The sequence below is a fragment of the Streptomyces sp. genome (assembly GCF_035563135.1).
Lineage (GTDB): Bacteria > Actinomycetota > Actinomycetes > Streptomycetales > Streptomycetaceae > Streptomyces.
In genome coordinates this window covers 1-12,268 of record NZ_DATMVN010000453.1, presented here as the reverse complement: position 1 = coordinate 12,268, position 12,268 = coordinate 1, and the positions used below count along the sequence as shown (strand labels likewise).

Genomic DNA, 12,268 nt, shown 5'->3' with positions numbered 1-12,268 from the left:
ACCAGAGGGCCACGGTTGCTGAAGTAGGAGATTTCGTCCTGCTTGGTGGTGCTGCTCACCGCGATCGCCGACGAGACGCAGGCGGGCGCGGTGACCCCCGTGGCGGAGCCGCCGTTACCGGCCGAGACGACCGTGGCGACGCCGGCGGCATAGAGCGCGTCGATGGCCGGCTTGCGGATGTCGGTCTGGCATGCGGCCGTGTACTGGGTGCTTCCCCCGAGGCTCATGTTGGCTGCCACCACCGGCATCCCGGACTGTTTCATGTCCAGAACCATCTCCAGGGCGGAGAGCTGGGCGCTGGGGAAGCTCAGGACGCAGGGCGCGGCATCGAGACCGCAGTAGGCCTCCGAGTCGATCCGGCTGAACACCTGGAGGGCGAAGATGCTCGCACCAGGAGCGACACCGGCCGCCGGGGCGTCGGTGACGCTCTGTCCGTTGCCGGCCGCGATACCGGCGACGTGGGTGCCGTGATCACAGTCGAGGGAGGCACAGGGGCCGGCCTCCGAGTCGGCCGAGCCGGTGCCTTCCTGCTGGTCGGTGCCGTCGGGGCACAGACTGGTGGCGCCGTAGCCGGCGTCGATGGGGGAGAAGCAGGCTTCGGAGGTCACCCGGCCCGTGAGGAAGGGGTGGTGGGTGGCGACTCCGGTGTCCAGGACGGCCACCACGCTGCCCGCGCCGGTCAGGCCGGCCGCCCGGGTCTTGTCACCGCCGATGAGCGGAACGCTCTCGGCCAGCGTCGCGCGCTCCGGCCGGTCCTCGGCCACGCTCACCACACCTGGCTGGGCGGCCAACTGCTCAAGGTCCGCCTCGTCGACCCGCAGGGTGACCACCGGCAGCCTGTGCAGCTCGTGCACCACTTCGCCGGCCTGGGCCGCGTCCGGAAGATCGGCCCTGGTCCGGGTGGTGACGTTCACCCGGACCTTGTGGCCATCGGCGACCCGCTCGCGCAGCGCTTTGTCCACCTTCGCGGTCGGCGACGGGGCCGGGCCGCTGGAGTCCAACGGCTCGGCATGAGCCGGTGCCATGCCGATCGCCACGACCGTCACGGCCATGGCAACCGTGGACCATATGGTTCTTCTCATCTCGCTCCATCTACAGCGCGGCCCGTCAGGGGCCGCGGGAAAACACAGCAATGGCGAAATCCCCGCCACGCCGGAAGCGGGTAGAGGCGCACGCGTCGCGGCATGAACAGGAAGCGCCAGGCGTGAGAGCCGTAGAGGTGCGCGGACGGTACGGAACACAGGGCCGCGTAAGAAGCCCGTCTCGCCCTCCCCCAAGGCTTGGATCTTCACCGGACGCACACAGAGGAAAGCAGCCTTGAGTGCACGCCGTCAATGAGCCGTGATCCTATGATCCGGAATATCCAGAAATCGCCACTCACTTCGCCGACTTCAACCAGTTCATTCCATTTGAGCGATCGACCGCCCGCGTTGCCGACGCGTTCCGCGCGGTCCGAAACCGTCATGAACCCTCCCTCAAGGGGCGCAAAAAGAGGGGTGCGATCCCGTCCCGTCGGATCGCGCCATGTCACCACCTGTGAAAGTTGGCCGAAATGTGGTCGGCTTGAAATGCAGTACCGCAAGTGATCGTTCGGCCGCTAGCTTCTCAGGGAATCCAAAAGGATCTTCACACAATACGGACAACTGGGGGCAGAGAGTGGCTAGGAACAACCGGAGACTCGCGGGCAGAGGAATTGCGGCATTCGCCCTGGCGGCTTCGATCTCGTTCGTCGGCGGCGGAGCGTACGCCGATGGGGGAGGCCTGGACGGACCGCAGGTCTGTCCGCCCGCCACCGGAGATCTGACCGTCAACACCCTGCCGGCGGGCACATCGGTGATCAGCTGCCCCGTGGTCGGCCGTGTGGTCACCTTCGGCGGCACCGGCGTGACGGTGCCCGAACCCAACACCGCGGTAGGCGTGGACACGTTGACCGCCGACGGCGAGGAGATGGGCTTCAGCCTGGAGGTGTCGGCCGACGGCGTCATCTCCTACAACCTGAGCGACTCGAGTCCGGACGTGCCCACCGGCGGCATCGACGCCACCGACAGCCTCGGAAACCCCAGCACGACCACGGACGACGTGACCGACGAGCCGGACACCGTCGACCCGGACGCGCTCGACTCCTCCTCCGGGGTCGAGCCCGAGCTCCCGGACCTGGACTCCACCAGCGCCACGGGCGCGTGCAGCGACGGCTCCTACTCCACGAACGACCTCAAGGAGTACGGCACCTACAACTGGTACATCGGTGACGGAGGCATGCCGGGCGGACTCTCCCGCAGCAGCGCCCAGGCCGCCTTCGCCGACGCCATCAACAACATCACCGGCAGCTACAACAACTGCGGCTACGGTGACTCGGTTTCCGCGAGTTCGCACTACTCGGGCACCACCACCTACGAGGCTGACATCAACAGCAGTTCCTCGTGCACTTCTCGGGACGGAAAGAGCACCTGGGACGCCGGCAACCTCAAGAACGGCGTCGTCGCCACGACCTGCTGGTGGTCCTGGCCCACCCCGGGAGTCAAGAACGACCTTCGTGAAGCCGACGTCCGGTTCAACACCAACGACTACAACTTCACGAACTCGCCGACCAGCAGCTGCTCGAACCTGTACGACATCCGCTCCGTCGGAACGCACGAGGCCGGGCACGTCTTCGGGATGGGCCACGTCTCCTCGGCACACTCGAACCTCACGATGACCACCAACTCCATCCGCTGCTCGACGATAGCGAGGACTCTGGGCAAGGGAGACATCCTCGGCCTCCGCAGCATCTACTGAGCGGGACCCGTCCGTCGATGAGGACGGAACGAACTCCGCTCGCTGTACCCCGGGAGCCGCGCCCACGGCGGACATGGTGATGCCGGTGACCGCGTGTTCCTCGGGCGGCAGCAGCGACGGAGGCTCGGCGTCATGCGCCTGCCGCGCCGCTTGCGCGGGGCGCGGGTGTACCGGGACGTCTCGAAGACGGACGGGGCCGGGCGGAAGCCCGGCTCCGTGGCAGCCGCCCTTGCGACGGGAGCGGCGGTAGTGACGAGGCGGAACGGGAAGCCGTGAGGGTCCACGCGGTCAGCGGTGTCTCTCCCGAGATCGCTGTCGCGGCCGGAGCCGGTTCCGGCGGCAGAAGGCCTGTCGCCGCATACTCCGGCACGGGGGGTTCCCTCCGGGACGAAGAAGCCGACCGACGGCAACCGAGTTTCCACTTCCTTGCGGCAGGGCCTCCTGACAGGCCGGGGCCACCACCCCGGCCGAGCGTCACCAGGAAGCCCTGCCTTCACCTTCGTCCGGCCACCGGCCGGACCGGCGCTCTGCCGTCCGGCTGGACCGAAACCCTCCGGCCAGGGGTGGTTCCGAGCGACCGCAGGGCGTGCCGACGCACCGGCCCTGTCCCGGGGCCCCGCTCGTGCTGACCCCGACCGCAGAACAGGCCGCCGACAGCCCGCAGTTCATCCCGCTCCTCGACGAACTGCGGGCCCGCAGGCTCGGTCCGGTACGGACCGGCCCTGGGGCCGTCCGCCTCCACGGTGCACCGGATCCTGACCCGGCACGGCCTGAACCGTCCGGTCTGGCCGGGCCGGACGACCGGTGAGGCGGTACGCATGCGGCCGTCCCGGCGAGCTGGTGCACGGCGACCTCAGGAAGTCCGGCAACGTCCCTGACGGCGAGGGCCGGCGGGCGGCCGGCGGAACAGCCGGCAACCAGAACCGGCAGGCCCCCGCCGACCTGCGCAAGAGCTGCCGACCGGTGATCGGCTGCAACCGCGCCCACTCCGCCGTCGACGACCATTCCCGCCTCGCCTGCGGCGTTGGCGTGCGACCGGGGTTCTTCGGCCTCGGCATGCTGGACGCCGACGACTCCGGTACGTTCACCTCGGTGCACAGGGACAGGAGGAAGGCCCGCCCCCTCGACTCCGATGCGTCCTGCCGAACCTGGGCATGGCCACGGCTCACTCCCGAGCGTGCCTGGCCGTCGTCCGTAGCGGCTCCTCCGGTCCTGACGCCGCGTCGCGTGCGGCCCAACGCAAGACGCTTGGCCGGGAAATCCCGGCCAAGCGTCTTGCGTCCCTGCATGCGGCCCGATCGGCCGGTCCGCGCGTCACGACGGTCCTGGAACGGCGCGGTTCACCGCGCCCGTCCGCTAACGGGTGCCGGCGGCCGTCTTCTTACGACGGAGGAAGAAGACCGCTGCGCCGCCGAGGACGACGAGCACGGCGGCGACTCCGGCGATGACCGGGGTGGCGCTGGAGCCACCGGTCGCGGCGAGGTCGCCCTCACCGCCACCGGTCACGTCGGCGGCCGCAGTCGCTGCGGGGCTGGGCGAGGCGCCGTCCTGCGTCTCGACGCCCTCGTCGTCACCCGGGGCCGGGGCCGGGGTGGTGACGCAGTCGAGCACGCCCTTGAAGTTCTGCGTGAACTCCGTGTCGACACCGGAGAGCGTGATGTCGTACGCCGCGTCCTCGGCGACGGGGAGCGACACGGTCTTCGTGCCGCCCGCCTCGACGGTGTGGTCGGTGCCGGCCGCGAACGTGAACCGGAACGGCTGGTCGCCGTTGTTGGTCACGGTGAAGTCCACGCTGCCCTTGGCGCAGTTCTTCTGCGCGGTCACCGCGGGGGCCGGGCCCTTGGCCGCCCAGGAGGCGGTGGCCTGTGCGGAGAAGGCGGACTCGGTGGAGCCGGCGAGGATCTGCGTCTGGCTCTTGGTCACGCCGGCGAAGACCCGGCCGACCGGCACCGTGGTGGTGGCCTGCACGGAGAACGAGGCGGAACCGTCCGCGGAGTCCTTCGGCACGTCGAAGTACAGCTCGGTGCCGTTGGCCGCCCGGGTGACGGCGTTGCCGTCCTTGTCGGTGATCCTGACCCCGTCGGCGGCAGCCCCTGCGGGCGGAGTCACGGAGGCCTCGGTGGCGTCGGTGTGCACGGTGACGGGGCCGAGCAGTCCACCGGCCTGACCGGAGACCGTCGCCGGGGTCAGCGTCAGCGACGCCGGGGGCTCACTGCTGCTCCGGGCCGCACCCTGCAGGTAGTCGGCGAGCTTCTCGGCGTCTTCGTTCGCGGCGGTGACATCGGCGCCGTCCGAGTAACGCCAGATGGCGACCTGGGTCCCGGCTGCGGCGGTGCGCTCGGTGAGCGGGCCGGTGCCGGCCTTCTTCGCGAGCGACGTGAGGTCGTCGATCTGCGGATAGGAGTGCTCGAGGATCCAACGGATCTTGCCCGCGTCGTCGTTCTTGCCGAGCGACGACTGTGCCCAGGGGGTCTCCAGGTACTTCGCCTTGTCCTGGGTGGGGTTGTGGATGTCGATGCAGTAGGTCTCGAGCGTGCCACCGCCGTCGACGGTCATCTCGAAGAGACCTGCGGACACCCGCTTCGTACGGGCCTCCCCGCCGTTCTCCCCGGGCGTCGTGATCACGGCCGTGTCGTACGTCTTCAGCCCGTCCAGGACTGCGGACGTGCCGCTGCCCTGGTGTGCGGGCGCCTCGTCGGCGGCGGCCGTACCCACACCGGCGAGGGCTCCCGCCGCGACGAGTCCGGTGACCAGCGCGGTGGAGGCCACGCGGACCAGGCCGTCGGCACGTCCGCGGAACGGCATACGCGACACCGGGCCCGCACCGGGAGCAGGACCGGACGGTATGCCGGAATCTTGGAGAGCGGAAAGCTCAGAAAACACAGAAGTCACAGAATTCCCCTCCGAGGCGGGGCCCTCGCGCAGGATGCGCGTATCGGGATCTTCCCGCCCAAAACTCAAGTGCTCATGAGTACTGGAGCATCCTATGGATGAAAGGCACGATTAATTCCCACGTGCGGACCGTACAACCCTTCCGACTCGCAATCGTTACCTCTGTCGCCGGGGCATGGACGTCAGCCATGAACACGTCGTCACCCGGTGCCGCCTGGACGTGCTTTGCTGCGTCCAGGCGTCGAGGGCGGGTGAACACCCCGCCGGAGAGCTCGCCGCAGCGAGAAGGGCATCCGCCAGGGGGGGTGTACCGGGAACGTTCACCCCTCGCTGTCCCGCCGGGCTCCCGGACGCAGGCGGCATCCGCCCCCTCCGGTACGTCCGGCGCATCCCGCTGCGGGAGGTGATGACGGGCTGAACGCGCGTGGCCGGACACCTGTCTGTCAGAGCGGCGGCTTCACGGCGTGATCCGGTCGCGGGGCGTATCGGCATCGGCGGGCGGCTGTCCGGGAGGGGCGGTCTTCCGCGTCAGAAGCCTGCCCTGGGTGGCGGCGAGGGCCGCTCCGGCGAGCAGGACCACCGCGCCCGCCCCCTGCACCACGCGGCAGGCGGCGAGTTCGACGCCGGGCGGGAGGGGACGGGGACAGGGCGGGCCGGTCACGGTCAGTTCGACCGGACCTACGAGAGCGTTGCCACCACCTTCACGGACGGGCGGACTGCCACCTGCGCCGCCTGCGAGGTCCCGCATGACGAAGCGTCCTGGAACCGGCTGGTCACGGGCCGCGCCGCCGGCGTCTCCTTCGTACCGGACGAACTGCCGTTCCTCTTCCTCGGCAGGGAGGCCCGGTACAGCCCGGGGAGCGGTGACGGGGCCGTCGCCACCCGGGAACGAGACCGGTAACGCCTGACCGGGTGAAAGCGGTGGCTTGTGGGGGAAGGAGCCGGACACACCTCCTTCACCGATGTCGGACTGCCGGCCGAGCAGCTGGGCATCGGCATCGGCATCGGCGGCGAATCGCCGGCTGCCCGCGCCTCGGAGACCGTCCGCGGATGCACCCGCGCGTTCCTGCACCTGCGCCTGAGTCCTGTCCGGTGGTCCATGTGCCGAGCGAGAGCCGGAGCGTCATGTCAGTGGCAGGGCCGAGGGGACGTACGGATGCGCCCTGTCGGTGATGTGGCGGACGTGTGGTGTTTGAAAAGGCCCGGACGGTAAAGACGGTGCTTTGACACAGGCTTTATACGACGAGGTAGGAGACGCATCATGGGCATCATCGCCTGGATCATCATCGGGTTGCTCGCCGGCGTCATCGCCAAGGCACTCCTCCCGGGCAAGGACCCCGGCGGCATCATCATCACGATGCTCATCGGCATCGCGGGAGGCCTTCTCGGCGGCTGGCTCGGCAAGGTCATCTTCGAAGTCGACTCCATAGACGGCTTCTTCGACCTGTCCACCTGGATCGCCGCCGTCGTCGGCTCCCTCATCCTCCTGGTCCTGTACCGGGTCATCACCGGCAGTCGGCACTCCCGTCGCGCCTGACACCCGGACCGCACTCGCCGAAACGGCTCCCCCTCTGCTGGAGGGGGAGCCGTTCTGCCGTCACCGTGGAACACGCCGGCAAGCCGGGATCCTGCTTCGTCATGTGGCCCAGGAGGGGACGACCGCGCTCCTCATGTCCGGCGCGCGGCAGAGCCGGCCCCGAAGGAGGCCCGCCTCGCATGCGCCGAGCACTCGACGACCGCCCCGGCGGGACGGCCGTTCGATCACCACGTCACCAGGGCCGTACGGCGATTGATCGGCCGGCTCCGGAAGCCCTCCGAGGGCTGGTCATGCGGTCGGCCCGAGGGCGGACACGTGAACGCCCGGCCGTCGGACATCAGCCGAGGGCCGGGTGCCGAACTGCACGGATCAGTGGTTGATGTCCACGACGATCCGGTTGGGGGCGGTCAGTTTGAAGACCTTGTAGGAGGAATGCGGTCCCAGCGCGAGGCCGAAGGTGTTGCTGTCCTCGAAGCTGTACACGAGTGCCTGCCCCTTGAGGCTCGGGTAGCTGAAGGACTCGGATCTCGGACTCGTGTAAGTGGGCTGGTAGTTCCCGTCGAACGTCTCGGCAGGCATCAGGGTGACCTTCAGGTAGGAGTCGCCCTTGATCGGCACCTGGGTCTGCGAGCCCTCCTCGCCCCAGTAGAGCGGTGCGGTCTGCTCACTGACGTCCCACCCGGGGACGGTCCCTTCCCCGAGGTCGATGACGAGACGGTCGTAGGTGGCGTGCGTGGCTGTTCGCACGCCGAGGACGCAGATGTCGGCGCAGGTGGGGCTCGCGGCCGCTGCGACGGCCGACGTGCTGCTGAACAGGGTGGCGGCGAGAGCTGCCATTCCTGCGGCGGTGGCGATACCGGCCTTACGCATCAAAGCTCCTTCTGCACGGGCTTTCGGCCCTGATCGGATCGCCGCAAGTATCGAGAGCAAGCCCGCCTCCACGGCATGCTTCCCCGGCATGGTGAACCGCTCCGGGATCGGTGGAGACTCTACGCGCCGGATCCGGCCGCCGGGAGGGGCCGATGTCGAACCGGCCGGTTCCTCCCGCAGTGACGAAACCGGTGTCGGCCAGGCCGTGCAGGACCTGCGCGGCCTGGCCGGTCCGGTTCTGCGGAAGCCGATCCGGGGCTCCGTGAGAGCGCTGTCCGGAGCGTCCCTGACGGCGCTTGCGTGGCTTCATGATCTGTGCCGGACCGGCCACGACAGCCTGATCCAGATCAGCCAGGCCGTCACCGCCCTTCAGGGGAGGGTTCCGCGCCGGGCCGGTCCGCGGCGGACACGGTCGAAGGCTCGGTGCTGCCGGACCCCAAGGCCCCGCAGGCCGTCTCCTGGGAGGACCTGGCCGAGGAGTTCTCCTTCACCGGCGCGGAGCCAAGGATCGGATCCAGAAGGGAGCACAGGCATCGGTCCTGGCTTCCCGTGTTCACCGGGCTCTTCGGCTTCAGCTCCCGTACCTGCTTCCGCAGCCGTTTCGACTCCTCACGCTCCGGCGGGCATCACCGGGCTGCCGCCGACGACAGCAACGGCCGGCCCCGGGTGTCCCGGGGACCGTGTTCCACGGCTCGGACAAGGCAGTGGAGAGAGCGCTGGGATGGATGCTGACGTCAGGGTCCGGCCGCCTCGTCGCAGGACACCCGGGCGGCCTCACGGACGCGGGCATCCCGGCGGACGGTGCTTGTCGCTGTGGCCCCCCTGTGCTCCCTGCGCTCCCTGTGCTCCCTCACGGCTTCTTCAGGTCCGCGTCGCGCGTCGGAACTCGGTCGGTGTCATCCCCGTGTGCTGCCGGAAGAAGGCACTGAACACGGTCGGGTAGGTGAAGCCGACGCGTTCGCTGATGGCGGCCGGCGGCAACAGGGTGTGGATGAGCAGGCGTTTGGCCTCCAGCAGCACCCTGTCGTCGATGTAGCGCTTGGCACCGACGCCGAGGGCCGCCCGGGTCGCGCGGGTCAGGGTGCGGGGGCTGTAGCCGAGTTCGGCGGCGTAGTCCTCGACCCGGTGGGTCCGCCCGAAGCCCTCCTCGACGGCCCGGCGGAACAGGTGGAACGGCTCACTGCGGCCGGAGCGCGTCTGCCGCCGCGGGTCGGCGAGGTGGACGAGCCGGATGAGGATCACCGAGAGCAGGCCGCGCAGCGTCTCGATGTACGCCTCGAGCGACAGATCGGTGAGACAGGCGTGCTCCTCCACCAGCGCGTCCAGCAACCGCAGCAGGGCCGTCTGCCGCGGCGCGTCCGGAGTGACGAGACGGTAGGGGACGTGCTCGGCGTCCCGGATCAGTGCGTCCGTCGTGGCATTGGGAAAGCCCGTCGGGAAGACCAGCACCGTGGCGTCGCACTCCCCGGCTCCGTCAGGCAACTGCAGCACCTGTCCCGGCCACACCCACAGCCAGTCGCCCGGGTGCAGAAGGTATGAGGTGAAGTCCACCGAACAGGCCAGCCGGCCGCCCCGCATCGCGAGGACCACGTGAAAGGCCGGACGCCCGGGAGCGTCGAGGGGCCGTCCCCGCTCGGCGGCACGGGCGGTGAATTCGGGCAGGCCGAGCACCTCGAGACCGGGCGGCCTCCCGGGTGCCGGGCGGTAGGCCACGGTGGGGATGGAGGCCGCCGACCGCTCGGCCGCGATGCCGGCGGCCCCGGACCCGGCCGCAATCTGTCCGTTTTCCTTCATCGGGTGCCCGAGTGTACGCCGTGACCCCCTCGGCACCGCACCTAACGTGGAGAAGGAAGCCGCGAGTCGCCGGGACGCACGCCGGCTCCCGGTGCACCCCCACGAGGCCGATCGCGCCGCGCCGCGGTCCGCCGCCATGAACGACCACAGCCAGTAGCTGAAGCCCGTTCGGGCGCTGTGCTGCCCGCCGCCAGGAAGGACCACCATGACCATCGAATTCGCCACCCGCTACCGCGAGCGCTCGCACATCCCCCCGGAGCCGGGAAAGCCGTACTTCATCGAGAAGGGGATGGGGGACCGTGCCCACCTCTTCACGGACATGTTCACCATCTACGCCGGCGGCGAGCAGACGGAGAACACGTTCAACTTCTTCACCTGCGACGGGCCCAAGGGCGACATCATCCCCGCCCACTCCCACCCGGACACCTACGAGGTCTTCTACATCGTCGACGGTGCCGTGCGCCTGTTCGTGGAGGACCTGGAGGGCGAGCAGTACGAGAAGCTGCTGACGGTGGGCGACTTCGGTTTCGTCCCGAAGAACTGCCCGCACGCCTACCGCATCGAGCGCCACCACAGCCGGATCGTCGGCGTGGCGGCCGGCCCGGGCGGCACCTTCGAGCGGTTCTTCGAGAACCTCGGCACCCCCACCGACGAACTCGCCATGCCGCAGCAGCCGTACATCCCCGCACGGGAGAAGTTCGCGACCGTGCCGCAGAAGTACGACGTGAACTTCCTGCCCGACCACACGTGGCGCACAGGAAGCTGAGCACCGCCCGTGCCGTACCTCAAGGTATTGCTCGCGGGGGTGCTGGTGGGCGTGCTGTACGCGGTGATGCGGGTGAGGTCGCCCGCACCGCCCCCGGTCGCCCTGGTCGGGCTGCTGGGCATGCTGCTGGGCCAGGCCGCGCTGGGCGCGCTGTGAGCGCCGTCGGCGCCGGCCGCGCCTTCCTCCGCCCGGCCGTGTTCTCCCTCGCCGCCGGTCTGTTCATGGGGGCGGTGTACTGGGCGCTCGACCTGGCCTCGCCCGCCCCGCCGCTCCTCGGCCTGACCGGGCTGGCCGGCATCGTGATCGGCGAACGCGCCGCCACCGCCGTACGCGACCGCCTGGTCCGACGCCCCACCGATCAGCCACCCCCGGAAACAGCCCCGGAAACCCCCCTGGAAGCACTCCCGGAACCGCCCCCGGAAACATCCCCGGAAGAAGGATTCCCCCGTGTCCCCTGAAGCCCCCGGTTACCTCGACGTCCACGCCCACTTCGTCACCGACTCCTACGTCCGCCAGGCGCGCGCCGCCGGGCACGAACTGCCCGACGGAGTCCCCGCCTGGCCCTCCTGGTCGGCCGAGGCCCATCTGGAACTGATGGACCGCTGCGGCATCGAGACGTCGATGCTGTCGATCTCCTCCCCGGGCATCCACTTCGGCGACGGCACCGCCGCCCGCCGCCTGGCCCGCGAGGTCAACGAGGACGGCGCGGAGACCGTGCGCGCACACCCGGGCCGTTTCGGTCTCTTCGCCTCGCTGCCCCTCCCGGACGTCGACGGCGCCCTCGCGGAGATCGCCCACGCCTACGACACCCTGGACGCCGACGGCGTGGTGCTGGAGACCAACACCCACGGCACCTACCTCGGCAATCCCGGTCTGGAGCCCGTCTGGGCCGAGCTGGACCGGCGCGGCGCCGTCGTCTTCCTGCACCCCACCTCGCCCGTGTGCTGGGAGCAGTCCGCCCTCGGGCGCCCCCGCCCGATGGTCGAGTTCATCTTCGACACCGCCCGCACCGTCACCGATCTGCTGATGTCGGGCACCCTGGACCGCCACCGGAACCTGAGGGTGATCGTGCCGCACTGCGGCGGCGCCCTGCCCGTCCTCGCCGACCGCATCGACGGCTTCATGAAGATGTTCATGCCCGCCGGCACCGAGGCGCCCGACGCCGTCGAACAGCTCGGCCGCCTCTACTACGACCTCGCCGGCCCCGCCCTGCCCCGCCAGCTCCCCGCCCTGCTGAACCTGGTCGGCACCGACCGCCTCCTCTACGGCAGCGACCACTGCTGGACGCCCGCCGCGGGCGTCGAGGCGCACGTCGCGGGCCTGGACGCCGCTCCCGCCCCGGAGGGCTCCGCGAACTGGCGGGCACTCACCACCGCCAACGCCCACCGCCTCCTGCCCCGCACCGCCCGCTGACGTAAGAAGCCCTCGCCGTGACCTTCCCCTTCCCTCTCCTGGCCCCGCCCGACCCGGCCACGCTGCCCCTGCCGCACCCGGCCCGCCCCGCCGACGGCGTGGCGCTCCTGCGCGGCGCCGTCCACGCCGTCCCCGACGGCAGCCGCCCGCTGTCCGTGGACCTGTGGCTGCCCGAGGACGCCACCGGACCCGTGCCCGTCATCGTCTTCGTCCACGGCGGC

At 70.1% G+C, this 12,268-nt stretch carries 11 protein-coding genes and 1 pseudogene; 8 read left to right on the top strand and 4 right to left on the bottom strand.

The window, feature by feature from the left end:
* Nucleotides 1-1,082: S8 family peptidase (locus tag VN520_RS20260; RefSeq protein WP_325748343.1), on the bottom strand; the 1,082-nt coding region annotated here is incomplete at its 3' end.
* A 574-nt stretch (nucleotides 1,083-1,656) separates the two neighbouring features.
* On the opposite strand from VN520_RS20260, the gene VN520_RS20255 reads away from it, so the two are divergent.
* The gene (locus VN520_RS20255) at nucleotides 1,657-2,775 is read left to right on the top strand and encodes a matrixin family metalloprotease (protein WP_325748342.1); all 1,119 of its coding nucleotides are present in this window, start codon (nucleotides 1,657-1,659) and stop codon (nucleotides 2,773-2,775) included.
* Nucleotides 2,776-4,131: 1,356 nt separating this feature from the next.
* Here VN520_RS20255 and VN520_RS20250 read toward each other — a convergent pair.
* A complete protein-coding gene (locus tag VN520_RS20250) occupies nucleotides 4,132-5,580 on the bottom strand; it encodes a Cys-Gln thioester bond-forming surface protein (protein WP_325748341.1) in 1,449 nt (482 codons plus the stop codon).
* Nucleotides 5,581-6,091: 511 nt separating this feature from the next.
* Here VN520_RS20250 and VN520_RS20245 point away from each other — a divergent pair.
* Both VN520_RS20245 and VN520_RS20240 read left to right on the top strand, forming a co-directional pair.
* A complete protein-coding gene (locus tag VN520_RS20245; RefSeq protein WP_325748344.1) occupies nucleotides 6,092-6,568 on the top strand; it encodes a hypothetical protein in 477 nt (158 codons plus the stop codon).
* Between the two features lie 360 nt (nucleotides 6,569-6,928).
* Nucleotides 6,929-7,204 carry a GlsB/YeaQ/YmgE family stress response membrane protein gene (locus tag VN520_RS20240; RefSeq protein ID WP_325748340.1) on the top strand — a complete coding sequence of 92 codons (276 nt, stop codon included), beginning with the start codon at nucleotides 6,929-6,931 and terminating at the stop codon, nucleotides 7,202-7,204.
* A gap of 369 nt (nucleotides 7,205-7,573) precedes the next feature.
* On the opposite strand, the gene VN520_RS20235 is transcribed toward VN520_RS20240, so the two are convergent.
* Together VN520_RS20235 and VN520_RS20230 are read right to left on the bottom strand one after the other, a co-directional pair.
* On the bottom strand, nucleotides 7,574-8,074 hold the full coding sequence (locus VN520_RS20235; protein ID WP_325748339.1) for an AMIN-like domain-containing (lipo)protein: 501 nt from the start codon (nucleotides 8,072-8,074) through the stop codon (nucleotides 7,574-7,576).
* Between the two features lie 861 nt (nucleotides 8,075-8,935).
* Entirely contained in the window at nucleotides 8,936-9,868 is a 933-nt protein-coding gene (locus VN520_RS20230; RefSeq protein WP_325748338.1) for an AraC family transcriptional regulator, read from the bottom strand.
* Nucleotides 9,869-10,073: 205 nt separating this feature from the next.
* Between VN520_RS20230 and VN520_RS20225 the strand changes: the two genes are divergently transcribed.
* The 5 genes and pseudogenes from VN520_RS20225 to VN520_RS20205 all read left to right on the top strand — a co-directional run.
* Nucleotides 10,074-10,634, top strand: coding sequence for a quercetin 2,3-dioxygenase (locus VN520_RS20225; RefSeq protein WP_325748337.1), 561 nt, complete (start codon nucleotides 10,074-10,076; stop codon nucleotides 10,632-10,634).
* Between the two features lie 9 nt (nucleotides 10,635-10,643).
* On the top strand, nucleotides 10,644-10,790 hold the full coding sequence (locus VN520_RS20220) for a DUF1427 family protein (protein WP_325748336.1): 147 nt from the start codon (nucleotides 10,644-10,646) through the stop codon (nucleotides 10,788-10,790).
* Nucleotides 10,787-11,092, top strand: coding sequence for a DUF1427 family protein (locus VN520_RS20215; protein WP_325748335.1), 306 nt, complete (start codon nucleotides 10,787-10,789; stop codon nucleotides 11,090-11,092). The genes VN520_RS20220 and VN520_RS20215 overlap by 4 nt, the downstream gene beginning before the upstream one ends.
* A complete protein-coding gene (locus VN520_RS20210) occupies nucleotides 11,082-12,047 on the top strand; it encodes an amidohydrolase family protein (protein ID WP_325748334.1) in 966 nt (321 codons plus the stop codon). Before VN520_RS20215 ends, VN520_RS20210 begins: the two co-directional genes overlap by 11 nt.
* 17 nt (nucleotides 12,048-12,064) lie before the next feature.
* Nucleotides 12,065-12,268 (top strand): annotated as a pseudogene (locus tag VN520_RS20205) (alpha/beta hydrolase); the annotation flags it as partial.